This window comes from Kitasatospora sp. NBC_01266 (assembly GCF_036242395.1).
Taxonomy (GTDB): Bacteria; Actinomycetota; Actinomycetes; order Streptomycetales; family Streptomycetaceae; genus Kitasatospora.
Map to the genome: position 1 here is coordinate 67,077 of NZ_CP108458.1, position 25,629 is coordinate 92,705.

Here is a 25,629-nt window from a genome sequence, read left to right on the forward strand (position 1 = left end):
CCGCCCCGGAACGGCCCACCGAGAGGACAGCACGTGCGCTCCGCAAACCCGCTCCGCCGAAGCTCGCCCCACCGAGGCTCAGGACTCATCCGGCTCACCGCCCTGCTCGCGGCCACCTCCGTGGTGCTGTCCGCAGCCGCCTGCAGCAAGCAGGGCGCCGGTGCCGCGAGCCCCGCGACCTCCGGCGCCGCTGCCGCTGCCGCCGCGAGCATCCAGGGCGACATCACCTTCAACGACGCCAACCTCGCCAAACTGGACCAGTCGATCAAGGACGCCCTCGCCGGCAAGGACCTCTCGCAGCTCAACGAGGCCATGGTGGTCAACGTCGCGGTCGACTACTGGAACGCCGGCAAGATCGGCTTCAACAAGGGCACCGGCGACCTGTCCGTCAAGGGCACCTTCCAGGCCCCCGCGAACGGCCGGCTCGACCAGCAGCTCTCCATGCTCTCCGCGCTGCACTCACAGAACCTCACCGGCCTGGAGGTGTCGGCGATCGACGCCACCGCCGTCAAGGCCCCGATCGACTCCTACACCAGCGCCGGCGTCCCGGTCCTCGCCATCGACTCCCCGCTGCCCCCTGAGGACGGCGCGGCGCTCTACCTCGGCACCCCGAACTACCAGGCCGGGCAGAAGGCCGGCGAGGCGATGAAGGCCGCCCTCGGCGGCAAGGGCCAGGTGGTGGTCCTGGTCGGCTCGCTCACCGCCTCCAACGCCGTCGAGCGCATCCAGGGCTTCGAGGACGCACTCAAGGACTCGGACGTCAAGGTGCTCCAGAAGATCAGCGACGGCATGGACCAGTCCAAGGCCCTCTCGAACGCCGAGAACGCCTTCCAGACCAACCCCGGCGTCAACGGCATCTACGGCGTCTACTCCTACGACGGCCCCGCAGCCGGCCAGGCAGTCCAGTCCGCGGGCAAGAGCGGCAAGATCAAGGTCGTCTGCGACGACAGCGACCCGCAGACCCTCGGCTTCATCAAGCAGGGCGTCATCCAGGCCAGCATCCTCCAGCAGCCCTACCAGCAGGGGTACACCGGCGCCTACCTGCTCGCCGCCCTCAAGGTGCTCGGCAGGGACGCCACCATGGCCCTGGTCAAGCCCTACCTGGAATCCGACGGCACCACCCTCAGCTCCGGGGTCGGCGTGGTCACCCAGGCCAACCTCGCCGACTACCAGTCCATGCTGGCCAAGCTCGGCATATCCGGATGACCACCGGGACCGACGCCGCCATCGCCCTGCGCGGCGTCAGCAAGAGCTACGGACCGGTCACCGTGCTGGACCTGCCCGAGCTGGAGCTGACGAAGGGTCAGATCGTCGGGGTGGTCGGGGAGAACGGCGCGGGCAAGTCCACCCTGATGGGTGTGCTCTCCGGCACCGTCACGCCCAGCACCGGAGCGGTGCTGGTCGACGGCCGCCCGCTGCACGGCGGCCGCCCCGACCACGCCAAGGCCCTCGGAGTCGCGCTGGTGGCCCAGGAGTTCCCGCTGGTCGGGCAGTTGTCGGTGGCCGAGAACCTGCTGCTCGGCCGCCGGCCGAGCGGTGCGGAGCAACGCCCGTTGGGCCGCTGGCTCTTCGACCGCGGCGGCACCCGCCGGGCGGCCCGCGAGCTGCTCGCCGAGGTCGGCGTCGAGGTCGATGTGGACCGGCCGGTCGAACAACTGCCGGTCCCGGTCCGCCAGATGATCGAGATCGCCAAGGCCTGGGGACAGCGTCCGCTGGTGCTGATCCTGGACGAGCCGACCTCCTCGCTGGGCCCGGTCGAGGCACGGCAGGTCCTCGACCTCGCCGAGCGCCATGCGGCGGCCGGCGGGTGCGTCCTGTTCATCGGCCACCGCCTGGACGAGGTAAGGGAGTTGGCCGACCGGGTGATCGTCCTGCGGAGCGGGCGGCTGGTCGCCGACCTCACCCCGCAGGAGGCCACCGAGGAACGGCTGATCCGCGAGATGGTCGGCAGCGAACTGACCCGGATCGACGTCACCCCGCCCCCGGCCGACCGGGCCACCGTGCTGTCCACCCGCGGCCTGACGGCCGACGGGCTCGGCCCGGTCGACCTCGACCTGCGGGCCGGCGAGATCGTCGGCGTGGCCGGGCTGATGGGCTCCGGCCGCAGCCGCCTGCTGCACACCCTGATGGGCGCCCAACCGCGCACCGGCGGCACGGTCACCCTCGGCGGAGCGGACTTCCACCCCAGGCACCCCGCCGACGCGGTGGCGGCCGGCCTCGGCCTGGTGCCGGAGGACCGCAAACAGCAGTCGCTGGTCCTCACCCACTCGGTGCGCTGGAACGCCACCCTGACCACCCTGCGCGGGATCAGCCGCCGCGGGGTGCTCACCCCGCGCGCCGACCGCGCGCACGCCGACCGGATCATCCGGGACCTCAAGGTCCGGCTGCACAGCCCGGATCAGCCGATCGGCGACCTGTCGGGGGGCAACCAGCAGAAGGTCGTGTTCGGCCGCTGGCTGGCCGCGCGCCCCCGGGTGCTGCTGCTCGACGAGCCGACCCGAGGGGTGGACGTCGGCGCGAAGGCGGACATCTACCGGCTGATCGACGACGCCGCCAAGGAGGGGCTGGCGGTCCTCGCCGCCTCCTCCGAGCTGGAGGAACTGCTGTGGATCTGCCACCGGATCGTGGTGATGGCGCACGGCCGGATCGTCGCGGACATCCCGCGCGACCGGTTCAGCAAGGAGAAGATCATGACCGCCGCGGCGGGGACGCCGGCGGGGACGGAGGTTTCGACATGAGCACCGGTACGGCACCGGCCCCGGCCGGGAAGCGAGTGCGGGCCGGGAGCGGCGCGGCCGGGTCGGCACTGAGCCGGCTCGCGCGCACCCCCGAGGTCGGCGTGGTGCTCGCCTGCGTGCTGCTCTTCGTCGGCCTGGCGCTCGCCAAGCCGGCCTTCGCCGGGGCGGTCAACCTGCAGAACATGGGCGCGGACCTGGCCCAGTACGGGGTCATCGCGATCGGCGAGTCGCTGGTCGTGCTGACCGGCGGCATCGACCTGTCGGTGGGCGCGCTGCTCGGCCTGTCCGTGGTGCTCGCCGCCTGGTTCAACGTCAAGGCCGGGATGCCGGCCGGGCTGGCGATCCTGTGCACCCTGGCCATGACCGGCCTGGTCGGGTGGATCCACGGACTGGCCGTGACCAAGCTCGCCATGCCGCCGTTCGTCACCACCCTGGTCACCTACACCGTCGCCCAGGGCGCGTCGCTGGCGATCACCTCGGGCATCCCGGTGGTCGGCATCTCCGGCTTCTTCGGCGACCTCAGCCAGACCTTCGTCGCACAAGTCCCGCTGCCTGCCCTGCTGTTCGCCGTGATCGCGGTCGCGGCGTGGTTCTTCCTGGAGCGCACCTACGCGGGCCGCCAGGTGTACGCGGTGGGTGGCAACAAGGAGGCCGCCCGGCTGGCCGGCATCCGTGGCGACCGGCGGATCATCGCCATGTACGTCACCAGCTCGCTGCTGGCCGGGTTCGGCGGCGTGCTGGTGGCCGGCCGGATGGGTGTCGGCTCCCCGACCGTCGGCGTGGGCTGGGAGCTGTCCGCCATCGCGGCGGCGGTGATCGGCGGGGTCTCGCTGGTCGGCGGGCAGGGGCGGATCCTCGGCATCGTCGCGGGCGCCGTCCTGCTGGAGCTGATCAACGACGGCATGATCGCGCTCGCGGTCAACGCCGACTACACCAACATCGTGCTGGGCGTCGTACTCGGGCTCGCGATCCTCGCCGACCGGCTGCGCGCCCGCAGGTTGTCCCGCCGCGGCTAGGGCGAGCCCTCGGCGGGGCTCCGCGCGGTGGGGTCGCCGCGCGGGTCGGGCCGCCGTGCGCAGCGGGTGCGACGCGCGCACGGCGGCTTCGTCATGCCCGGCCGCGTGCGGTCCGCCCCACCGTGGTCGGCCGCACCCGGCCGACCGGGTCTCGTGCCAGGTGATGGCCGGTCAGTCGCGCGCGGCGGGACCGGTGCTGCGGCGCAGCACCATCTCCGGCGAGATCCGCACCGGCGCCGGGGTCTCCCGCCCGCCCGCCAGTTCGGCGACGAGCAGTTCGAGCGCCCTGCGGCCCAGTTCCCCGAAGTCCTGCCGCACGGTGGTCAGCGGCGGGGTGAAGTACGCCGCCTCGGGGATGTCGTCGAAGCCGACCACGCTGATGTCGCGGGGGATCGACCGGCCGGCCTCGTGGAAGGCCCGGAGCAGGCCGAGCGCCATGTGGTCGTTGGCGCAGAACACCGCACTGACGCCGGCCGCCTGCGCGATCCGCAGTCCGGCCTCGTAGCCGGACCGCGCACTCCAGTCGCCGCTCTCGACCGGCGGCACCTCGGCCCCGGCGGCCTCCAGGGTGCGGCGCCAACCGTCCTGGCGGTCCTCGCTCTCCATCCAGCCGATCGGCCCGGCCAGGTGGTGCACCGTGCGGTGCCCGAGGTCCAGAAGGTGCCGGGTGGCCGCCTCGGCGCCCGCCCGGTTGTCGACCGAGACCAGCGGCACCCTGGCCTTGGTGCCCGAGCCGACCGCGACCACCGGCACCGAGCTGGACAGCTTGGCGACCGCACTGATCGCGGAGGTCTGCGGCGCGATCACCACGACGCCCTCGACGCCCTGGTCACGCAGGCGGTCGACGGCCTCCTGGACCGAGCGGCTGTCCAGCGAGCGCAGGCTGGCGACGCTGACGAAGTATCCGGCGCTGCGGGCCGCCCGTTCGATGCCGTCGAGCATCGAGGCGGGCCCGTACAGCGTGCTGTCGAAGCTGACCACGCCGAGTGTCTGGGAGCGCCGGGTGACCAGGGCGCGGGCGGCGGAGTTGGGCCGGTAGTCGAGCTCACGGATCGCGGCGAGCACCCGGCCCCTGGTGTCGGGGCGCACATGCGGCGCGCCGTTGAGGACCCGGGACACCGTCTGGTGGGACACCCCGGCCAGCTTCGCGACGTCCGCCATCACCGGCTGGCGCTGCTCCGTGCCGTCGGCTGCTGCTCCCACTCCCAGCTCCCCTCCTTGATATCGGGACACAACTGGTCCCGCGCCTGGCAAGCGTATCCGCCCGAGCAAATGCCAGCGCCACCATGGATCCGGCTCGTTCGCTTGCGAGGACGGCCCGTCGACGCCGGAATCCGCCGCCGAACGGTCCATCGGGGTGAACCTCACGCGGTACGTGCGGTCCCGGACCGGTCGTCGCGGGTTCGGCGTGGACCACGCCTGCGCGAGCAGGCCCCGCCCAGGTGTGCCGCACGCGGCGGTCGGTCGTGGGCAGCCGGTCGTTCGCGGCGCCGGCTCCCGTGCCCTTGACGCCGCCTACACCGTGCGCGATGGTGACCTGGCGCGGCGTAGCGGGCGGCGCGCTTCCAACTCCCACCCCCTCTCCCGACAGGCGAGGTCTGCCCGCATGCCGCAGCCCGACACCACCTCCGAACCGTCGGCCAGCACCGCGGCCGCACCCGCCCGTGTGCCCGCCACCCTCGCCGAAGTCGCCCGCCGCGCAGGCGTGTCCACCGCTACCGCCTCCCGGGTGCTGAGCCGGTCGGCGCCGGTCTCGGCCCCGGTGGCCGCACGGGTGGTGGCGGCCGCACGGGAGTTGTCCTACGTACGCCGGCGGGCACCGCGCGGGCGCGACACCGGTGTCGTGGCCGTGGTCGTCTTCGCGGATCCGCTGCGCTACCACGCCGACCCGTTCCACCTCCGGTTGCTGACGGGGTTGCGGCAGGCCGCGACCGGCCTGGAACGGGAGTTGGCACTCTTCAACGTCCCCGAACGGGCGCACCGGCCTGCCCTGCTGCGGCACCTGTGCGGCGGGCACGTGGATGGAGTGCTGCTGGTCGGGGCATGGGAGGACGCGGAGTTGCCGCGCCTGCTGCGGGCCGCGGACGTGCCGGTAGTGTCCGTCGGCCGCCCGGTGCGGGCCGGGACGGTGGCGTACGTGGACGTGGCGAACCTGACCGGCGCCCGGCTGGCAGCGCTGCGGCTGTGCGAGAGCGGTCGGCGGTCGGTGGCCACCATCGCCGGACCGCCGGGCACCGCGGTGGGCGCGGACCGTCTGGCGGGCTACCGGCAGGCGGTGACCGAGGCCGGACCAGTGGTCCGGTCCGTGGTCGCCTACGGGGACTTCTCGGGCGCCTCCGGCGAGCACGCCATGCTCCGACTGCTGCAGCAAAGGCCTTACCTGGAGGCGGTGTTCGTCGCTTCCGATCCGATGGCGATCGGTGCCCTGCGCGCGCTGCGGCGGCTCGGGCGCCGGGTGCCGGAGCAGGTCGCGGTGATCGGCTTCGACGACGTCCCGGCCGCGGCCCTGGCTCGGCCGCAGCTGACCACGGTGCACCAACCGGTCGAGCAACTCGGCGCCCGAGCCCTGGAGATGCTGCTGGAGCGCCCGGACCGGTCAGCGTCCCTGGTCCTCCCGACCAGCCTGGTCCTGCGCGACTCGGCCGACTGACGGACTGTCCGGACAGCCGGTGGTGCCGTGCCGGGAATGCCCCGAGCACCGCCCCGGCACGCGGCCAGCGAGTACCTGACGCCTGATCAACCACCCGGGTTCACCGTCGGCTGACGTGACAGGAACGACTGTTGGCGGCAGCGGCCGCCGGGGTGGTGCGGGCGCCGCCGGCCGTCGCGGACCGGGCGAGCGCGCTGACCGCCGCGAGGGTGGGGGCTGGGATGCGGGAGTGCAGGGTCCTGCGTCGCGTGCACGGCCTCCGGATGGGTGGGGGAACGCGGGCCGGCTTCCTGCCTGGTCCCGCGTGACGCAGCGTTCCGCGCCCGACCGGCCCGGTAAACGCCGCCGCCCGGCTCCCGCCCGGGGCGCCGGGGGCGATCGCGGCGCCGACCAGCGCGGACGGCCGCCGACGACTCGGGGCGGCAGCAGGTAAGTTACATACCCCATGGGAGCGCGCCCATTTCGATCCGGCCGTATCCGCCGAGGCTCTTGACGGCCCCCCATCATCCTGGCTTTATGTGTTTCGGCACCGGCAGTGCCGCCTGCCGACAAGTGGAAGCGCTCCCACACTCCGCCCGGAACTGCGGCGGCCCGGGTTTCCCGCTCCTCCCGCAGCATTCGGCAAGGCGCCACCCGGGCCCACCCCCACCCCACCCGAAGGGACCCGCTCGTGCCCCTCTCCGCTCTCCGCAGGCTCCGGACGGCGGCCGTTGCCGCCGCCCTCGGCGCCGCGGCTCTCGTTCCCCTGGTCGGCGCGCAGGCCGCGCACGCCGCCACCACCCACCTGGCCAATCCGTTCGTCGGTGCGACCGGCTACCTCAACCCCGACTACACCTCCGAGGTCAGCGCCCAGGCCGCGGCCGACGGCGGCACGCTGGGCGCCACGGAGGCCCAGGTCGCGAGCAACTCCACCGCCGTCTGGATGGACCACATCGGCGCCATCGCGGGCGACGGCGGCCGCCTGGGCCTGCGCGCCCACCTGGACCAGGCGCAGGCCCAGGCGAGCGGCGACAACTCCCCGGTGGTCTTCCAGGTGGTCATCTACGACCTGCCCGGCCGGGACTGCGCCGCGCTTGCCTCGAACGGCGAACTGCCGGCCACCGCAGCGGGGTTGGCCAGCTATGAGAGCCAGTACATCGACCCGATCGCGGCGATCCTGGCCGACCCGAAGTACGCCTCGCTGCGGATCGCCGCAATCATCGAGCCGGACTCCCTGCCGAACGCGGTGACCAACCAGAGCAAGCCGACCTGCGCCACCGCGACGCCGTTCTACGAGTCCGGCATCGAGTACGCGCTGAACAAGCTGCACCCGATCGGCAACGTCTACGACTACCTGGGCATCGGGCACTCGGGCTGGCTCGGCTGGTCGAGCAACATGGTCCCGGCCGGCCAGGAGTACGCCAAGGTCGCCAAGGCCACCAACGCCGGCTTCGCCAGCGTGGACGGCTTCATCAGCGACACGGCCAACACCACCCCGCTGAACGAGCCGTTCCTCACCGACCCCGACCAGCAGGTCGGCGGCCAGCCGGTGAAGTCCGCCAACTTCTACCAGTGGAACCCGGACTTCGACGAGTACACCTACGACACCCAGATGTACTCGACCCTGGTGTCCAACGGCTTCCCGAGCACCATCGGCATGCTGGTCGACACCTCGCGCAACGGCTGGGGCGGCAGCTCCCGACCCACCGCGCTGAACTCCAGCGCGACCGACGTCAACGACTACGTCACCGAGAACAAGGTGGACCAGCGCCCGTTCCGCGGCGACTGGTGCAACATCAACGGCGCGGGCATCGGCGCCCGGCCGCAGGCCCAGCCGTACGGACCGACCAATCCGATCATCGCCTTCCTCTGGGTGAAGCCCCCGGGCGAGTCGGACGGCGACTACCCGACCGCGACCCACCCGCACGGCGACCCGCACTGCGACCCGAACGGCACCCAGACCGACGGCAACGGCGGCACCTACCCGACCGACGCCCTCGGCGGCGCCGACGTCCCGGCCGGCCAGTGGTTCGGCGCCGAGTTCCAGCAGCTGGTGCAGAACGCCTACCCGTCCTTCGGCTCCTCCACCGGCGGGGGCGACACCACCCCGCCGAGCACCCCGACCGGGCTGACCGTCACCGGCACCACCGCCACCAGCGTCTCGCTCTCCTGGACGGCGTCCACCGACAACGTCGGCGTCACCGGCTACGACGTGTACCGCAACGGCACCAAGGTCGCCACCAGCACCACCACCGGCTACACCGACACCGGCCTCACCGCCGCCACCGCCTACCAGTACACCGTCGCCGCCTACGACGCCGCCGGTAACACCTCCCCGGTCTCCGCCGCCGTCACCGCCACCACGGCCGGCAGCGGAGGCGGAACCGGGGGTGGCGGCTGCACCGCGACCTACTCCGTGTCCAACGACTGGGGCAGCGGCTTCAACGCCAACGTCACCGTGGCCAACACCGGCAGTGCGCCCACCACGTCCTGGAAGGTGACCTGGACCTGGGCCGGCAACCAGCAGGTGACCAACGCCTGGAACGCCACCGCCACCCAGACCGGCAGCGCGGTCAGTGCCACCAACGCGGGCTACAACGGCACGGTGGCCGTCGGCGCCAACACCAGCTTCGGTTTCTCGGGCAGCTACTCGGGCAGCAACACCGCCCCGACCCTGACCTGCACCACCGGCTGACCCTGGGCCATCCCCTCCCCCACGGGGTCGGCCGGTCCACCCACCGGCCGGCCCCACTCCCCTGCGTACAGGAGCGCTCCCATGACTCCCCGCACCGTACTCGCCACCGCCGCGGCGGCCGCCGGCGCACTGGCCGCGGCACTGCTGCTGCCCGCCGGCGCGCTACCCGCCGCCGCCGCCAACAGCACTTCCTGCGACGTCGGTTACAGCACCAACGACTGGGGCAGCGGGTTCACCGCCAACCTCACCATCACCGACGCCGGCAGCACCCCGATCAACGGCTGGAGCCTCGACTACGCCTACACCGGCAACCAGACCCTCACCAACGGCTGGAACGGCACCTGGACCCAGACCGGCAGCACCGTCACCGTCACCAACCCCGGCTACGCCACCACCATCAACCCCGGCACCAGCTACACCACCAGCGCCAACTTCACCTACCGTGGCAGCAACACCGCCCCTACCGCCTTCAGTGTCAACGGCATTGCCTGCGGCCCGAGTTCCAGCCCCACGCCCACCCCGACCCCCACTCCCACGCCGACCGGCCCCCCTACGCCCGGGGGTCCCGCGCCCGCGCTGCACGTGGTGGGCAACCAGCTCCAGGACGCCACCGGACGGACCGTCACCCTGCACGGCGCCGACCGCTCCGGCGCCGAGTTCGCCTGCGTGCAGGGCAGCGGCATCTTCGACGGCCCGGTGGACCGGGCCTCCATCGACGCGATGAAGAGCTGGCACCTCACGGCGGTCCGGATCCCGCTCAACGAGGACTGCTGGCTCGGTCTGCCGAACGTCCAGGCGGCCTACGCCGGCTCCACCTACATCAACGCGATCAAGTCCTACGTGCAACTGCTGCACCAGAACGGCCTGAACACCATCCTGGACCTGCACTGGACGGACGGCGCCTACGCCGGCAACTCCTCGGGCTGCGCCTCCGCCACCGCCACCTGCCAGAAGCCGATGCCGGACGCCGCCGAGGCGATCCCGTTCTGGCGCTCGGTGGCCGCCACCTTCAAGGGCGACGACGCGACCGTCTTCGACCTGTTCAACGAGCCCTACCCGTCCCGCGCCACCGGCAGCGAGGCCAGCGGCTGGGCCTGCTGGCGCGACGGCGGCAGCTGCCCGGGCATCGGCTACCCGGTGGCCGGCATGCAGTCGATGGTGGACGCGGTGCGCGGCACCGGCGCGGACAACGTGCTGATGCTCGGCGGGATCGAGTACGCCAACGACCTCACCCAGTGGCTGGCCTACGAACCGACCGACCCGCTGCACCAGTTGGCCGCCTCCTGGCACTCGTACAACTTCAACGCCTGCTCCTCGTCCAGCTGTTGGGGCAGCGAGATCGGGCCGGTCGCGGCGGCTGTGCCCGTGGTCACCGGCGAGCTCGGCGAGAACGACTGCGCGCACGGCTACCTGGACACCCTGCTGCCCTGGCTGGACCAGCACGGGATCTCCTACCTGGCCTGGACCTGGAACACCTGGGACTGCTCCAGCGGCCCCTCGCTGATCTCGTCCTACGACGGCACGCCGACCGCCTTCGGCGCCGGCTACCGCGCCCACCTGGCCGCCCTGGGCTGATCCGAGCGCGCCCCGGGTGCCGGGAGCCCCTGACGGCTCCCGGCACCCCGACCTGTCCGGTCACGCCGAGTCCCGGACCACCAGCTCCGTCGCCAACACCAACTGCCGCCGAGTGCAACCGGGTTCAGCAATCTGCTCAAGCAGTTGCCGGACCATGGCGCGTCCCATCTCCTCGGTGGGCTGGCGCACGGTGGTCAGCGGCGGATCCGTGTGCCGGGCCACGATCGAGTCGTCGAAGCCGACCAGCGCGACGTCCTGCGGCACCCTGCGCCCAGCCGCTCGCAGCTCCTGCAGCGCACCGGCCGCCAGCACGTCGGAGGCGCAGAAAACTCCGTCCAACTCTGGTACACGAGAGAGCAGTTCGGCCATCGCGGAGCGACCGCCCCGCTCGGTGAAGTCCGCCACCGCGACCAGATCCGGCTCCGCCGGGACCCCGCCTTCGGCGAGCGCGGCCCGGTATCCGGCGAGCCGGGCCTGAGCGCCCTCGATGTCCAGCGGGCCGGTGATGGTCGCGATCCGGCGGCAACCCCGCCGGATCAGGTGGCGCACCGCCATCCGGGCCCCACCGGCGTTGTCGGCCGCCACGTAGCTCAGCGGCTCGTGCTCACCGCGCCGGCCGGCCAGCACGGCGGGCATGCCCAACTGCTCCAGCACACCCGGCAGCGGGTCGTCCAGGTGCACCGCGACCAGCAGCACGCCGTCCACCCGCTGCGCCCGCAGGTACGCCGACAGCCGCTCCCGTTCCCGCTGGTCGCGCACCAGCACCAGCAGCAACTGCAGCTCGCTGTCGGACAGTTCGGCCGATACGCCACTGATGATGTCGGCGAAGTACGGCTCCGAGAACAGCCGGGTCTCGGCCTCCGGCACCACCAGCGCGATCGCGTCCGTGCGCGAGGTCACCAGCGAACGGGCCGCCCGGTTGGGCACGTAGCCCAGCTCGGCCACCGCCCGCTCCACCGCGGCTCGTGCCTTCTCACTCACCCGGGGCGAGCCGTTGATCACCCGCGAGACGGTGCCCCGGCCGACGCCGGCCAGCACCGCGACCTCCTCCAGGGTGGGCCGGGCACGGACGTTCACCACCGGCTCGGGACCGGGGGCGCGCGATCCGCCGACACTCATCCGCGACCTCGTCTGCTGCGGGTCATCCACCGGCCTGTCCTGTCTCGTCCGGGTTGGACCTATCGGTCCGGGCGTCGCCAGGATACGCATCGGTCACATCCGCGCCGTCCCCTTGACACATGCCCCCGGTAGGAAGCAACCTTCCGGCAAGTCCTTGGGAGCGCTCCCACATCGTGCTTCCACAGTACACCGCAGAGTCCGCCGGACAACGGGCAGATCGAACTGCCACTCCGGGCCACTTGCCCAGAAGGAGTTCCCGTGCACCAGGCTCGAACCACCCGCCCCCGCAGAACCGCCCTCCTCGGAGCCGGCGCGCTGGCCGCCACCGCCGTACTGCTGGCGGGCTGCTCCTCCAGCGTCGGCGCCCCTAGCGCCGCCCCCTCCGGGCAGAAGATCACCCTGACCGTGGGCGACTTCGGCACCTTCGGCTACAAGGAGGCCGGTCTCTTCGACGCCTACATGGCGGCCCACCCGAACATCACCATCAAGGAGGACACCACCACCGCCGAGGCCGACTACTGGACCGCGCTGCAGACCCACCTGGCGGCCGGCAGCGGCATGGACGACGTGCAGGCCCTGGAGGTCGGCCGGATAGCCCTGGCCACCTCCGACGCGCTGAGCAGCGCCTTCGTCGACCTCTCCAAGGCACCCGGGGTCGACAAGGGCGACTACCTGCCGTGGAAGTGGCAGCAGGCCACCACCTCCGACGGCCGCACCATCGGCCTGGGCACCGACGTCGGCCCGATGGCCATCTGCTACCGACAGGACCTCTTCCAGGCCGCCGGCCTGCCCAGCGACCCCGCGGCCGTCAGCGCGCTCTGGGCCGGCGACTGGTCCAAGTACGTCGAGCAGGGCAAGGCCTTCCAGGCCAAGGCGCCCAAGGGCACCTACTTCATGGACACCGCCACCGGCCTGTTCAACGGCGTGGTCTCCTCCTCCACCCAGCAGTACTACAAGGGCGGCAAGCTCGACTACAAGGACTCGCCGAGCGTCAAGTCGGCCTGGGATCTGGCCATGCAGGCCGACGCCGCCGGACTCTCCGAGGGGCTCAAGGAGTTCGACCCGCCGTGGCAGACCGCCTTCGCGCAGTCCTCCTTCGCCACCACGATCTGCCCGTCCTGGCAGCAGGCCAACATCCAGAAGTACTCCGGCACTGCCAACGCCGGCAAGTGGAACATCGCCCAGGCCCCCGCCGCCGGCAACTGGGGCGGCTCGTTCCTGGCCGTGCCGAGCTCCGGCAAGCACCGAGCCGAAGCCGAGGCCCTGGTGGCCTGGCTGACCGCACCCGAACAGCAGGCCAAGGTCTTCCAGGCGGTCGGGAACATCCCGTCCAACCAGGGCGCGTACTCGCTGAGCGCGGTCAGCGACTACAGGAATCCGTACATCGGCCCGAACGCCCCCACCGGCCAGATCTTCTCGGCCGCGGCCAAGGCGATCCAGCCCGCCGAGACCGGCCCGCACGCGGGCGACCTGCAGGACGACTTCAGCAACGGGATCCTGCTGGTCGAGCAGAACCACAAGAGCGCGGGCGACGCGTGGAACACCACCGTCCAACAGATCGACAGCAGCATCCAGTGATCCGAACCCCCGGGGTCAGAGCGTCGCCCACCGGGCCCCGGGCCCGACACGACGGAAGGGAATCGCCCGTGGCCACCCCTCCCGACGCCCGCCACCGGCAGACCTGGCGCAGCCGGCTCCACCGCTGGGACAGCAAGGGCTCGCCCTACGCGTTCGTCGCCCCGTTCTTCCTGCTCTTCGCCGCCTTCGGGCTCTTCCCGCTGCTCTACACCGGCTGGCTGTCACTGCACCAGGTCAGCCTCTACAACGTCAACCAAGCCCGCTGGGTGGGATTCCAGAACTACCTCGACCTGTTCACCGGCGCGCCCAGCCGCTTCTTCTGGAACGCGCTGCGCAACACCATCACCCTCGGCACGCTCTCCACCGTCCCGCAGCTGGCGATCGCGATCGGTCTGGCCCACCTGCTCAACTACCGCCTGCGCGGGCGCGGTTTCCTGCGCACCGCGCTGCTCGCCCCGTACGCCACCTCGGTGGCCGCGGCCACCCTGGTGTTCGCGCTGATCTTCAGCCCCGAGGGCGGCATGGCCAACTGGGTGATCCACCTGTTCGGCTTCGGTCCGGTCAACTGGGAGGCCGGCAAGTGGACTTCGCAGTTCGCCATCGCCACCATCGTGACCTGGCGGTGGACCGGCTACAACGCGCTGATCTACCTGGCCGCGATGCAGGCCGTGCCCGGCGAACTGTACGAAGCCGCGGCGATCGACGGGGCCGGCCGGCTGCGCCAGTTCTGGCACGTGACGGTACCGGCACTGCGGCCGACCATCCTGTTCACCGTGGTGATCTCCACCATCGGCGCCACCCAACTCTTCGGCGAACCCTTCCTGTTCGGCGGCCAGAGCGGCCACCAGGGCGGCGCCGACAACCAGTACGAGACGCTCGGCGTGCTGATGTACGACCAGGGCTTCCACGACAGCATGCTGGGCCGGGCCTCGGCGGTGGCCTGGACGATGTTCGCGCTGCTCCTGCTGCTCGGCCTGGCCAACGCCCTGATCGCCCGCCGCCTGCGGCGGGCGCAGTGAGGAAGGAGCGACGAGGAATGGTGCTCAGGAGAACGACCGGAGCCGGCCGGACCCACCACGCCGGCCCGCTCAGCTACGCGGTGCTGGTCGTCGCCGCCCTGGTGTCGCTCTTCCCGCTCTACTGGACGCTGGTGGCCGCCTCCACCGACGCCCACCGGGTGGTCTCCAGCCCGCCGCCGCTGGTCCCGGGCGCGAACCTGTTCAAGAACCTCTGCTACGTCTGGCAGAACGCCGGCGGCCGCGGCATGGGCGTGGCACTGCTCAACTCCACCCTGGTCGCGGGGTCGGTGACGCTCGGCACGGTGGTCTTCTCGGTGCTGGCCGGCTTCGCCTTCGCCAAACTGCGGTTCGCCGGGCGCGGACTGCTGATGGGCCTGGTCGTGGCCACCCTGGCGGTGCCCGCGCAGCTGAGCGTGGTGCCGCTGTTCATCCTGATGAAGCAACTGGGCTGGGGCAACCACCTGCAGGCACTGATCATGCCGACCCTGGTGACCGCGTTCGGCGTCTTCTTCATGCGCCAGTACCTGGTCCAGGCGCTGCCCACCGAGCTGCTGGAGGCGGCCCGCAGCGACGGCGCCAACTCGCTGCGGGTGGTCTGGCACGTGGTGCTCCCGATCGCCCGCCCGGCCATGGCGGTGCTCGGCATGCTGACCTTCGTCCAGTCCTGGAACGACTTCCTGTGGCCGATCATCGCGATGAACGGCTCCACCAACCCGACCGTCCAGGTGGCACTGGCCGGTCTCGGCACCGGCTGGTCCACCGACTGGTCGGTCATCATGGCCGGGGCACTGATCGGCACACTGCCGCTGCTACTGGTCTTCGTCCTGTTCGGCCGCCAGATCGTCGGCGGCATCACCCAGGGCGCCGTGAAGGGCTGAACTTCCTTGGTCCTACTACCTCTTTGGGAGCACTCCACGATGACCTCGGTACCCCGAACCACCGATCGTGCCGACTCCGCGCACCGGTTGGGCGAGCGCCCGGCCTTCCCGACCGGCTTCCGCTGGGGCGCCGCCACCGCGGCCTACCAGGTCGAGGGCGCCGTCCGGGAAGGCGGCCGGACGCCGTCGATCTGGGACACCTTCAGCCACACCCCGGGCAAGGTCGCGAACGGCGACACCGGCGACCTGGCCACCGACCACTACCACCGGTTCCGCGAGGACATCGCACTGATGGCCGAACTCGGCATCCAGGCCTACCGGTTCTCCATCTCCTGGCCGCGGATCCAGCCGACCGGCCGCGGTCCCGCGCTGGAGCCCGGCCTGGACTTCTACCGGCGGCTCACCGACGAACTGCTGGCGCACGGCATCCAGCCGGTGGCCACGCTCTACCACTGGGACCTGCCCCAGGAGTTGGAGGACGCCGGCGGCTGGCCGGTGCGGGCCACCGCCGAGCGGTTCGGCGAGTACGCCCACGTGGCGGCCGAGGCACTGGGCGACCGGGTGGCGGTGTGGACCACGCTCAACGAGCCCTGGTGCTCGGCCTTCCTCGGCTACGGCTCCGGCGTGCACGCGCCGGGCCGCACCGACCCCGCCGACGCGCTGCGCGCCGCCCACCACCTCAACCTCGGCCACGGCCGGGCGGTGGCAGCGCTGCGCGCCGTGCTGCCGCGCCCGGCCGAGCTGTGCATCAGCCTGAACCTGCACCAGGTGCGCGCCCTGACGCAGCGTCCGCAGGACCTGGACGCGGGCCGCCGGATCGACGCGGTGGGCAACCGGATCTTCACCGGCCCGCTCCTGCACGGCGGCTACCCGGCGGACCTCAAGGCCGACACCGCGCACCTGGTGGACTGGGAGCAGTTGGTGCAGCCCGGCGACGAGGCGGCGATCGGTGCACCGATCGACCTGCTGGGCCTCAACTACTACACGCCGACCCTGGTCTCCGCGGCGGACGACGGCGTGGGCGCCAGCGAGCACGACGCGCACGGCAGCGGCGAGCACTCCCCGTGGCCGGCCGCCGAGCAGGTGCTGTTCCACCGGCCACCGGGCGAGACCACGGCCATGGGCTGGTCCATCGACCCGTCCGGCCTCTACGACCTGATCACCGCGACCGCCCGGGCCAATCCCGGCCTGCCGCTGCTGGTCACCGAGAACGGCGCCGCCTTCGACGACACCCTCGGCCCCGACGGCACCGTGCACGACCCGCAGCGGATCGCCTACCTGCACGCCCACCTGACCGCCGTGCACCGGGCCATCGCGGACGGCGCGGACGTGCGCGGCTACTTCCTCTGGTCGCTGCTGGACAACTTCGAGTGGTCGTACGGCTACCGCAAGCGGTTCGGCGCCGTGTACGTGGACTACCCGACCCAGCGCCGGATCCCGAAGTCCAGCGCCGCCTGGTACGCGCGCACCATCCGGGCCAACACGGTGGCGGCCGGGCCGGAGTAGCAGAAGCCGCGCAGTGCACGCATGGTGGCGGTCGGCAGCCGTCGGCGATCCGCCGACGGCCCCGCGCACCAGTGTCCGCCTGGGCTACGGCAAGCCGTGGCTCTGGCCGTCCACGGGGTGGAAGCGGCAGCGGCGCCGGCCTCCAGGGCCCTGGCGCCAGTGTCCACCGAGCCCGGTCCGGCGGCCAGTTGGCTCCCCGGTGGCGGGCGAAGTGGTCCGGAGCGTGCCGACTCGGGGCGGGAACGTGTGCGGTCCCCCGTCATCACCGTGCCGGGCGCCCGGCACCCCGCCCGGCGCGCCCGGCGCGCCCGGCCGTACGGGGCGGGGCGGGCGCGGCGCGGCACGGTTCCGTCAGGTGCCGCTGGACCACAGGATGGGGCCGGAGCAAGTGTAGTTCCCGTTGTTGGGGGCGTAGAGGACGATGTCGCCGTTGGTCTCGAAGCAGACGTAGGCACCGGCGTTCTGGCGTTCGGTCAAATAGCCCGTGCCGGTCTGCCACAGGAGGTAGTAGCCGGGCGGGGGGGGTTGGTGACTTCGAAGTTGCCGTTGGGCACCATGCTCACGAGATTCGGCGAGCCGGTGCTGGTGTTGGACGCCCACACCGCGGTGCCGCCGTTGTTGTAGACGACGAAGTTGCCGTCGTTCTGGCTGGCGAACATGTAGTCGCCCGCACAGACGTAGCTGATCTCACCCATGGACTGGCCGGGCAGCAGGTACGCCACGGGGCTGTTGCTGTTGCTGCAGGGGTCCGAGGTGAACGCCTGGGCGACCTGGCGCGGGTGAACATCGCGTCGTACAACGCCGGGTTCTCCGTGGCGTAGCTGCTGTATGCGCGGGCGACCGCACCGACCGCCTCGTCCGGTGCTGCCTGGCGTCGAGCGTCACCGAGGGCTTCGGCGAGTTCGCCGAAGCCCTCCAGCGCGATGGTCTCGACCAGGCCTTCCACCGACGCGAAGTGTTCGTAGATCACCGGCTGGCTGTACTCGACCCCGGTCGACAGCCGGCGGGTGGTCACCGCGTCCCAGCCTTCTGCGCGCTCGTCCAACGACCGGCCCTCGCCCGGGTCGACGATGCCGCGCTCACCGCGGTCATGGGCAGCGTGCACCGCTTCGGCGACCGGCGGATGCCTGCCCCCGGGATCCTGGGCATCATCGCCGCGGCTGCCGCGTCAGTCCTTGCCGCGTTGGCCGACCGACCTGCCGAATCAATGCTGGCGGGAGGCGCGCAGCCGACACCGCCTGGTTGCCGGACGCGCAGAGCCTGCCGGTGCGGCACGCCTGGGGCGCCGCGCTGGAGCGTGCTGACGCCCTCGCACCGGTCGGCGGGACCGGGCCGGTCGGCACAAGGCCGCTGTCCGCTGCCGTGAACTGCAGTCTCGGCGGTGGTCGGGGTCGGAAGCAGGCGTTCCGGTCCGGGTGCCCGGGAGATTGGGTGAGGTGCTAGAAATTCCTCGTGGACCATGACCCTGAGCCCTCGACCCTGCGCGTCTTCGTGGCACTGGCCCCGCCCGACGACGCGAAGGACGAACTGGCCCGGGCCCTCCAGCCTGCCTACGCCGCGTACCCGCAGCTGCGGTGGAACCGGATCGAGGACTGGCACATCACCCTGGCCTTCCTCGGTGAGCTGCCCTCCACAGCAGTGCCCACGCTGCGGTCGACGCTGGCTGCCCAGGCGGCATCGCACCCCGCCCCGCGCCTGGGCCTGCGCGGCGGCGGCCACTTCGACGAGCGAACGCTCTGGAGCGGGATCGACGGGGACCTGGAGGGACTGCACCTGCTCGCCGCCGACGTCCGGGACGTGGTGAGGTCCTGCCGAATCGAGTTCAGGGACCGTCCGCTGCGCCCCCATCTGACCCTGGCACGGTCCCGCCGCGACGATCCCGCCAGCGTGCTCCTGGCCGCCGCCGGGCTCACCGGGTTCGTGGGCCGGATGTGGCGGGCCGAACGTCTCCACCTGGTCGGCAGCAACTTCGGCCGCGGGCCCGGGCCGATCCGCTACCGCGACATCGAGGCGTGGCGGTTCGGCACCGCCGTCCGGACCGGCAGCGGTCCCGCCGGGACGTAGCCATCGGTGGTGACACCGGCCGGTGGGCCAGGCCGACCGCACCCGCCAGATCAAACCGGCTCCGCGCTCAACTACTTGATATTTCCCCGCTGTTGGGTCGGATCGTGGCGCAGCTGTCGCAGAGCCCGCGCCGGCCTGGGCACTGCGGATCACCGTCGCCCCGATTCGGAAGAACCCGGGCTGCGGCACGTCATCGGCAGCCGCTTCGACCAGGACTTCCCGGGCGGCGGCCCCGTCGGCACCGAACAGCGTCCCGAACCGGGGCCTGAACGCCCCGCAGCGGTGCCCGCAGCGGCGCCCGAGGGGCCGGCCGAGGCCAGGCGGTATCGGCGGCGCGGCCTGTCACCCTTTCGTGTACTTACCCGCGCATTCCGCAGCCGGGGTGTCTCGGCGGTCGGAGGATCCTCCTGGGGGTCGTGTCCCGCGGCCCGAGGAAGGATGGTGCGCACACCGATGAGCACGACGCGACGAATGGTGCTGAGCGCGGCCTTGGCCGCCCCGCTGCTGGCCCAGTTCACGGGGACGGCGTCCGGTGCCACCGCGGACGACAAGTGGGGCACGGTCTCCGACGGCTGGGTCGAGGTTCGCTGGACTGCGCCGGCCCAGGCGCAGTTGGACCGGTTCGAGGCCGTGGTCGAGGCCGTGGCTCCGGCCGAGTTGGTCAAGGACTCCGGCGGTTCGGCGGTGCGCTTCCCCCTGCGGTCGGCCACGGGCGATCCCGCGCTGACGAACCTGCCCACCGCGCAGGGCGACGGCGTCCTCGACGGCGGGGTCGCGGTGCGCACGCCGAGCGGCACCTTCCAACTGGTCGGCTTGGAGAGCGTTCTGCAGGACGGGGTGGCGTCCGGGAAGTGCGTGGTCAACGGTGTCGACGTCGGGCACCACGCGGTGGTCCGGTGCGGTCTGGCCGAGGGCCTGCTGAGCGCCGAGAGCGTGCCGGTGGGCCAGCCGTTGAAGGTCCAGCTCAGCGAGGTACCGCTGCGTGCCACCCCTGAGCTGTTGCAGGTGTACACGGCCACTTTCGGCACGCCTCCGTTCGCCGCTGACACGGTGCTGGCGTACGTGAGCGCGCAGGGCGTGTACACCCCGCCGAAGCCGTGAGGTGAGGGCCGATCCCGGGCTCAGGAGACGGGGGCTGGTTCCGCCGGGCGGGCGGGCGCGGGAAGGTCGCCGCCGAACCGGCGCCGGCGGCCGGCGTACGCCGTGAGGGCCTCCCGCAACTGCGCCAGGCCGAAGTCCGGCCAGGGGGTCGGGTCGAAGACCAGTTCGGCGTAGGCGAGGTGCCAGGGCAGGAAGTTGCTGATCCGCTGCTCGCCGGAGGTGCGGATCAGCAGGTCGATGTCGGGCAGGTCGGGTACGTAGAGGTTCCGGGCCAGGTCGGCGGGGCCGATGTCCTCGGGCCGGATCCTCCCCGCGACCGCCTCGGCGGCCAGCGCGCGGGCGGCGGCGGCCAGTTCGTCCCGTCCGCCGTAGTCGACGCAGAGGGTCAGCGACAGCACCCCGTTGTTCGACGTCATGCTCTCCACCACGGCCAGGGCGGAAGCGAGCGACGGCTCGATGCGGTCGCGCCGCCCGCACCAGCGCACCCGCACGCCGAGTTCGTGCAGCCAGGTCGCGCCTTGGGCGATCCCGTCGGCCAGGGTGTCGAACAGGGCGGCCAGTTCCTCCTGGGAACGGTCCCAGTTCTCGGTGGAGAACGCGTAGATGCTCAGGTGCCCGACTCCCAGCCGCAGGGCGGCGTTGACCAGGCGCATCGCGGCCCGCTCGCCCGCGTGATGGCCCTGAACGGCCGGCAGGCCCCGCAGCGCGGCCCACCGCCGGTTGCCGTCCATGATCACTGCGACATGGCCCGGCACCGCACCCACGTCCGCCCGGGCCGGGCGACGGCGCGCCGCCCCGGCCGACGTCAGCGGCTCGACACCGTCGACGAACACCCGACCCTGCTGGAGCGAGACCTCGTCGAACTGCAACTGCGCCCCCAGCAGCAGGCTGTGCAGGAACGGCTGGCAGTCGGAACCCACCATCCCGGTCACCGGCACCACCTGCTCCAGCAGGCCGCGCCAGTGGCCGAGTTGGACGCCCACCAACGCGTCCAACGCCTCCCGCCGCTCACCGCTCCGCAGGTCACCGACCTCCAGCCGCAGCCCGCGCATGTCCTCGCGCGGCAGGTAGCACCGCCCGGCGGCGAGGTCGACCGGCAGATCCTCGAAGATGTCCACCAGCTGGCACACCTCGCCCAGCACGGAGGTCAGCGACGACACCTCCGGCCCCCTCGCGCCCAGCAGCGGAGTCCACAGCTCGGCAACCACCCCCGAGACTCCTCGCAGGTAGCGCCGCTGGTCCGCGAAGGTCTCGAACACCGGCGGGCGGACGCAGTCGGTACCGATGGCCTCGAGGAACTCCTCGACCATCCCCTGGTCCAGATCCCACTGCCACACCGTGTCCACGAACGCCCGCCGCAACGGGTGCTCGCTGCGCCCGGCGCGCAGCTCCTCCAGCGTGTCGCGGCGCCAACGGGTGATCAGCTGCTCGCGGTCGGCCTCCGCTCCCTCGTCGGCGATGCGGTCGGTCCGCACCATGAAGGCGTGCACGGCGTGGAAATGGGGGCGGATCGCGGCGGGCACCAGCTCGGTCGCCGTCCACATCGGTGCCAGGAACTGCCTGGTCTCGGCCGCGCACAGCTCGTAGGACGCACGCAGTTCGGGTGAACCGTTGAACGCCGCCTCGTTCCTCAACACTTCCGGACCTCACCTTCGACCACGCCGCCGGTACGGGACCCGCAGCCTCGGCAGCGCGGCGGGCGGCGGCACCTCCCCGCCACCCGTGGCGGGGCCTCCACCATCACTAACGACACGCCGACCGATCGGTGCCGATCCCGGTGGCAGACCCCCGCCGCGAAGTCCGCGTTCTGGCACAGCACGCCGAGCACAGGACCGCGTGCCACCCCGGAGCCGGCGCCGGGGTGGCACGCGGTCCGCTGTGCACGCCTACTGGAGACCAGCTGGTGGACCCACCCGGACCTCCGGACCGCGACTGTCCCGCGTCACCGGCTGAGCGCGCGCAGCCGCAGCCGGCCCGGTTGCAGCACGGTGGACAGCCGCACCGGACGGTCGTCGAGCGGGTCGCCCGGTACCGGGGCGGGGTGCCAGCGGGCCAGCAGGGTGGCCAGTGCGATCGTCGCCTCGGCCCGGGCGAAGTCGGCGCCGATGCACTGGCGCGGACCGTTCGAGAACCCCGCGAACCCCCAGCGGGGCAGCTCCGCGGCCCGCTCGGGCAGCCAGCGGTCCGGGTCGAAGCGGGCCGGATCGGCGAAGATCCGCGGGTTGTGGTGGGCGACGTAGGGGCTGAGCAGCACCTGGCTGCCGGGGGTCAGGGTGCGCCCGCCCAGTTCGACCTCGCGGGTGCAGGTGCGCAGCAGCACCCAGCCGGGCGGACGCCGGCGCAGCGACTCGGTCAGCACCCGGGCGGTGTAGCGGAGGTGCGGCAGGTCGGCCCACTCGGCGGGGCGAGCGCCCGGCAGCACCGCGTCGAGCTCCGTCTGGAGGGTGGCCAGGACCTCGGGATGCGTCATCAGCAGGCGCAGTGTCCAGGCGAGTTGGGAGGCGGTGGTCTCGGCGCCGGCCAGCAGCAGGGTCACCACCTGGTCGTGCAGCTCGGCGTCGGAGAGCGCGGAGCCGTCCTCGTCCCGGGCGGCCAGCAGGCCGGCCAGCAGGTCGTCCCGGCCGGGGCCGCCGGTGCGGTACTCGCGCACCAGCTCGGCCACCGTGCGCTCCAGGGTGCGCACCGCCCCCCGGTAGCCGGGGCCCGTGGGTAGCAGCATCACCCGCCGCAGCGCCCCGGCGAACGCGGTCGCGAAGGCCTGCTGCAGCCGGTCGGCCAGCTCGTCCGGTACCTCGGTGCCCAGCAGCGTGCGCGCCACCACCCGCAGCCCGAACCGGTAGCAGGCGGGAAAGACCTCCACCGTCTCACCGGGCTGCCAGGAGTCGGCCAGCGCCGCGGCCTCCCTGGTCATCACGGCGGCGTACTCGGCCACCCGTTCGGGCCGGAACTCCGGTTGCAGCATCCGCCGCTGGCGCCGGTGGTCGGCGTGCGCGCAGGTGGCGAGACCGTTGCCGAGCACCCGCCGGAACCGCTGGTAGAGCGGCCCGCCCTTGTCGAAGGTCCGGTCGTCCGCGTACACCTGCCGCAGCAGCTCCGGATGGCAGGGCACCACCAGTCTGGTCGGCCCCAGTCGGATCTCCACCAGGTCCCCCAACTCCGGCAGGCGCCCCAGGAACCCCGCCGGATCCCGCACCAGCGCGGGCAGGTGCCCGAGCCCGGGCCAGGCCCCGGGCGCGTCCGCCCGGCGGTACGTCGTGGTCGTGGCGGAGCCTGCTGACGAGGACACGGCACCAGCGTAGGCGCGAGTGGCGGTGTCGGGGTAGGGCGCCACGAACGGGGAGCAGCGCCGTGCCTGTCCCCCGCTCAGGGCTCGCGAGCCGTCACAGTCGGGGATCCTGGACCGTTCGGGCAGCTCGGATTGGCCCTGGGTCCGCCCTTTCCGCCCTTCCCGCACGGCGGCTGCTGCGGCAGAGTCGCACTCCGAGGCGATGCGACGGATCTCGCGCGGAGGGATCTTCCATGCGGCGCACCACCGGGTCCCGACAGAACACCGGCGCCGACCGGGAACAGGCCACGCCGGGACCGCCCGTTCGCAGGTCCGGCACGCTCCCGGTCGCCGCCCGGGACCCCAGGGACGCCAGGGCCGCCGTCGGACGCGGCAGGCCGCTTCCGGGGCCGCCGGCTGCCCTGCAACGGGTGATCGGGAACGCGGCCGTCGCCCGGATGGTCGAGCACGAGCGGAACCAGGAGGCCACCGGCCGGGACGCCGTGCGGGAGGCGGTGAGGGTGGCCGGGCGCGGTGGCCGCCGACTGCCGGACGGTGTGCGAACGACCATGGAGCACGCGTTCGGCACCAGGTTGGACCACCTCAGGGTCTCGGTCGACGAGCAGGCCACCGCGAGCATCGACGCCAAGGCGTACACCGTGGGCGACACCATCGTCGTCCAGAACGCGAGCGTGCTGCGCGACGTCGAGACCATGGCCCACGAGATCCACCACACCACCCAGCACGACGCCCCCGTCGGTCTCAGCGATCCCAACGACAGATGGGAGCGCGAGGCGTCCGACGTCGGGGCCCGGGTCGCCCGCGGTGAGAACATCGACGACCGCGCGGCCGGCGGCGGGGACCGGCAGCACGACGCCGTCCACCGCACCGCGGTCCAGCGCCGCGTCGGCTTCGAGTTCGAGTCGCAGTGGCGGGTGCGCGACCACAACAACCTGACCGCGCAGGACGAGCAGGGCTACCAGGACGAGGTCTCCCAGCGTGACGCCCTGATCGGTGTGCAGGTCCTGCTGAGGATGGCCGACCGGCAGCAGCACAGTGATCTCCTGGACGATACCGAACGAGCCAAGCCTGGCGATGAGTTGAAGAACGCGTGGCTCACCGCCCAGCCGGGCGGAGCCGGGCGGTACCAGGCCACCGCCGAGGGCGCGGCACGGCTGGCGCGGGCGCGACGGGATGCCCCCGACACGTACGCGCAGCACCTGCACTTCGCCGCCCTGTCACTGCTCCAGAACGGCCGGATCCGGGAGACCCCCATCCGCGGCCGCGACGTCCCCAAGATGGGCACGGTCGGTGCCGGCACGGGCTACCGGCTCACCTCGGACGTCAGCCCGACCGGTGGCTCGGCCCTGGAATGGGTGACCGATCCGCTCACGAGGAAGGACGAACTCCTCCAGGTGATGGGGGAGATCACCGAGGTGTCGAGCGCCCTGGACGCCCGCAAGGACCAGGAGTCCTTCCCGCTCCAGGACGTCGACCTCGGCGGTTTCAGGGCGCTGCCGGGGATGATGGTGTTCCCGCTCGACGGTGCGCTCGTCTACACGCCGCAGATGACCGGCGGATTCAAACTGGACGAGCTGCCCCGGCTGATGGAGTACCTCCAAGTGCCGGACAAGCGACCCACGTTCACCACCCCTGGCGCCTTCGACCAGCGCAGGGAGGCCAAGCAGGACCTGCACCAGGACAGCATCCGCCTGGTCGACGGCATTCGTCGGGCGGCCCAGGAGCAGGCCAAGGCCCTGCCCGGGGAGGTCACCGGCGGTGCGGCCACGGACGGGCTGGTCGGTCTGGCCACCCTGATCGGCAGCTATCTGGCGTACGGCGCCGAGCTGGGGAACAGGGCGAACTCGAAGTCGATCGCGGGTGGTCTGATGTCCCGCACCTCCTTCGCCCACAACTTCACGCTGCTGCCCCGCGCGATGCGGATCTACTACCGCGAACACCCGGGCGAGTTCGCCGCGTTCGTCCTCGGAGCGGCCGGTCTGGACCCGGCCGACGAGCAGGCCCTGGTGTACCCCAGGAGCGTCGAGCACGGGGACGCCGGCAACCGCGTCGAGCGGCAGATCCCGCTGACGCGCCTCCAGTGGCTCACGGGCATGCCGGCCGGCAAGGACCTGCTGCGCAACTACAAGCACCTGACCGAGGCGGAGAAGATCCAGGCCAACGAGGAGGACTGGAGCCACATCCACGCCTCCCTCGGCGCCCTGGGCTCGGTGGACGACCGGGTCGGCACATCCGGCAAGGAGGAGGTCGCCCTGGTGGCCGAGCTGCGCCGGATGAAGGACGGCCTGCGCACCGCCGACCTCACGCCCCTGGCCACCGCCGCCTTCGACCTGGTCCAGCGTCTGAACGAGGGCAGGAGCCTCAAGTACGAGAAGAAGAAGCGATGACACCGGCCACGTACCGACTCCGGCCTACTGGCCGGGGA

At 72.3% G+C, this 25,629-nt stretch carries 19 protein-coding genes; 13 read left to right on the plus strand and 6 right to left on the minus strand.

Annotation, left to right across the window (positions count from 1 at the left end; genetic code table 11):
* The first annotated feature begins 33 nt into the window (after positions 1-33).
* The 3 genes from OG403_RS00295 to OG403_RS00305 are packed head-to-tail and all read left to right on the plus strand — an operon-like array spanning position 34 to position 3,754.
* Positions 34-1,206 (plus strand): substrate-binding domain-containing protein, encoded by a 1,173-nt coding sequence (locus OG403_RS00295; protein ID WP_329560355.1) that lies wholly within the window; start codon positions 34-36, stop codon positions 1,204-1,206.
* Complete coding sequence (locus tag OG403_RS00300) at positions 1,203-2,738, plus strand: sugar ABC transporter ATP-binding protein (RefSeq protein WP_329560357.1); 1,536 nt, start codon at positions 1,203-1,205, stop codon at positions 2,736-2,738. Before OG403_RS00295 ends, OG403_RS00300 begins: the two co-directional genes overlap by 4 nt.
* Entirely contained in the window at positions 2,735-3,754 is a 1,020-nt protein-coding gene (locus OG403_RS00305; RefSeq protein WP_329560359.1) for an ABC transporter permease, read from the plus strand. Before OG403_RS00300 ends, OG403_RS00305 begins: the two co-directional genes overlap by 4 nt.
* Before the next feature lie 171 nt (positions 3,755-3,925).
* On the opposite strand, the gene OG403_RS00310 is transcribed toward OG403_RS00305, so the two are convergent.
* Entirely contained in the window at positions 3,926-4,915 is a 990-nt protein-coding gene (locus OG403_RS00310) for a LacI family DNA-binding transcriptional regulator (protein ID WP_329572034.1), read from the minus strand.
* A 445-nt stretch (positions 4,916-5,360) separates the two neighbouring features.
* On the opposite strand from OG403_RS00310, the gene OG403_RS00315 reads away from it, so the two are divergent.
* From OG403_RS00315 to OG403_RS00325, 3 genes are all read left to right on the plus strand, one after another.
* Positions 5,361-6,404: a LacI family DNA-binding transcriptional regulator gene (locus OG403_RS00315; RefSeq protein WP_329560361.1), complete on the plus strand. Its 1,044-nt coding sequence runs from the start codon at positions 5,361-5,363 to the stop codon at positions 6,402-6,404.
* A 670-nt stretch (positions 6,405-7,074) separates the two neighbouring features.
* A complete protein-coding gene (locus OG403_RS00320; protein WP_329560362.1) occupies positions 7,075-9,078 on the plus strand; it encodes a glycoside hydrolase family 6 protein in 2,004 nt (667 codons plus the stop codon).
* Between the two features lie 81 nt (positions 9,079-9,159).
* Positions 9,160-10,653 (plus strand): cellulase family glycosylhydrolase, encoded by a 1,494-nt coding sequence (locus OG403_RS00325; RefSeq protein WP_329560364.1) that lies wholly within the window; start codon positions 9,160-9,162, stop codon positions 10,651-10,653.
* 60 nt (positions 10,654-10,713) lie between these two features.
* Here the strand turns inward: OG403_RS00325 and OG403_RS00330 are convergent, their stop codons facing one another.
* Positions 10,714-11,772: a LacI family DNA-binding transcriptional regulator gene (locus OG403_RS00330; protein ID WP_329560366.1), complete on the minus strand. Its 1,059-nt coding sequence runs from the start codon at positions 11,770-11,772 to the stop codon at positions 10,714-10,716.
* A 258-nt stretch (positions 11,773-12,030) separates the two neighbouring features.
* Between OG403_RS00330 and OG403_RS00335 the strand changes: the two genes are divergently transcribed.
* From OG403_RS00335 to OG403_RS00350, 4 genes are all read left to right on the plus strand, one after another.
* Complete coding sequence (locus tag OG403_RS00335; RefSeq protein ID WP_329560368.1) at positions 12,031-13,350, plus strand: ABC transporter substrate-binding protein; 1,320 nt, start codon at positions 12,031-12,033, stop codon at positions 13,348-13,350.
* A 68-nt stretch (positions 13,351-13,418) separates the two neighbouring features.
* Positions 13,419-14,369 (plus strand): carbohydrate ABC transporter permease, encoded by a 951-nt coding sequence (locus tag OG403_RS00340; RefSeq protein WP_329560369.1) that lies wholly within the window; start codon positions 13,419-13,421, stop codon positions 14,367-14,369.
* 17 nt (positions 14,370-14,386) lie between these two features.
* On the plus strand, positions 14,387-15,247 hold the full coding sequence (locus OG403_RS00345; RefSeq protein WP_329560371.1) for a carbohydrate ABC transporter permease: 861 nt from the start codon (positions 14,387-14,389) through the stop codon (positions 15,245-15,247).
* Between the two features lie 39 nt (positions 15,248-15,286).
* The gene (locus OG403_RS00350; protein ID WP_329560373.1) at positions 15,287-16,753 is read left to right on the plus strand and encodes a GH1 family beta-glucosidase; all 1,467 of its coding nucleotides are present in this window, start codon (positions 15,287-15,289) and stop codon (positions 16,751-16,753) included.
* A gap of 351 nt (positions 16,754-17,104) precedes the next feature.
* Here the strand turns inward: OG403_RS00350 and OG403_RS00355 are convergent, their stop codons facing one another.
* Positions 17,105-17,230 (minus strand): hypothetical protein, encoded by a 126-nt coding sequence (locus tag OG403_RS00355; RefSeq protein ID WP_329560375.1) that lies wholly within the window; start codon positions 17,228-17,230, stop codon positions 17,105-17,107.
* Complete coding sequence (locus OG403_RS00360) at positions 17,227-17,475, minus strand: hypothetical protein (RefSeq protein WP_329560377.1); 249 nt, start codon at positions 17,473-17,475, stop codon at positions 17,227-17,229. The genes OG403_RS00355 and OG403_RS00360 overlap by 4 nt, the downstream gene beginning before the upstream one ends.
* A 730-nt stretch (positions 17,476-18,205) precedes the next feature.
* Between OG403_RS00360 and thpR the strand changes: the two genes are divergently transcribed.
* Positions 18,206-18,817: an RNA 2',3'-cyclic phosphodiesterase gene (gene thpR / locus OG403_RS00365; RefSeq protein WP_329560378.1), complete on the plus strand. Its 612-nt coding sequence runs from the start codon at positions 18,206-18,208 to the stop codon at positions 18,815-18,817.
* Between the two features lie 453 nt (positions 18,818-19,270).
* A complete protein-coding gene (locus OG403_RS00370; RefSeq protein WP_329560380.1) occupies positions 19,271-19,918 on the plus strand; it encodes a hypothetical protein in 648 nt (215 codons plus the stop codon).
* 20 nt (positions 19,919-19,938) lie between these two features.
* Here OG403_RS00370 and uppS read toward each other — a convergent pair whose 3' ends face one another.
* Entirely contained in the window at positions 19,939-21,555 is a 1,617-nt protein-coding gene (uppS, locus tag OG403_RS00375; protein WP_329560382.1) for a polyprenyl diphosphate synthase, read from the minus strand.
* Between the two features lie 305 nt (positions 21,556-21,860).
* Positions 21,861-23,204 carry a cytochrome P450 gene (locus OG403_RS00380; protein WP_329560383.1) on the minus strand — a complete coding sequence of 448 codons (1,344 nt, stop codon included), beginning with the start codon at positions 23,202-23,204 and terminating at the stop codon, positions 21,861-21,863.
* Positions 23,205-23,614: 410 nt separating this feature from the next.
* On the opposite strand from OG403_RS00380, the gene OG403_RS00385 reads away from it, so the two are divergent.
* A complete protein-coding gene (locus OG403_RS00385) occupies positions 23,615-25,591 on the plus strand; it encodes an eCIS core domain-containing protein (protein ID WP_329560385.1) in 1,977 nt (658 codons plus the stop codon).
* Positions 25,592-25,629: the final 38 nt, after the last annotated feature.

Bases quoted from the DNA above. Each gene is read 5' to 3' on its own strand.
- OG403_RS00300 (WP_329560357.1), top strand. From the start codon at position 1,203: ATGACCACCGGGACCGACGCCGCCATCGCCCTGCGCGGCGTCAGCAAG.
- OG403_RS00305 (WP_329560359.1), top strand. From the start codon at position 2,735: ATGAGCACCGGTACGGCACCGGCCCCGGCCGGGAAGCGAGTGCGGGCC.
- OG403_RS00310 (WP_329572034.1), bottom strand. From the start codon at position 4,915: ATGGCGGACGTCGCGAAGCTGGCCGGGGTGTCCCACCAGACGGTGTCC.
- OG403_RS00315 (WP_329560361.1), top strand. From the start codon at position 5,361: ATGCCGCAGCCCGACACCACCTCCGAACCGTCGGCCAGCACCGCGGCC.
- OG403_RS00325 (WP_329560364.1), top strand. From the start codon at position 9,160: ATGACTCCCCGCACCGTACTCGCCACCGCCGCGGCGGCCGCCGGCGCA.
- OG403_RS00330 (WP_329560366.1), bottom strand. From the start codon at position 11,772: ATGAGTGTCGGCGGATCGCGCGCCCCCGGTCCCGAGCCGGTGGTGAAC.
- OG403_RS00345 (WP_329560371.1), top strand. From the start codon at position 14,387: ATGGTGCTCAGGAGAACGACCGGAGCCGGCCGGACCCACCACGCCGGC.
- OG403_RS00350 (WP_329560373.1), top strand. From the start codon at position 15,287: ATGACCTCGGTACCCCGAACCACCGATCGTGCCGACTCCGCGCACCGG.
- OG403_RS00370 (WP_329560380.1), top strand. From the start codon at position 19,271: ATGAGCACGACGCGACGAATGGTGCTGAGCGCGGCCTTGGCCGCCCCG.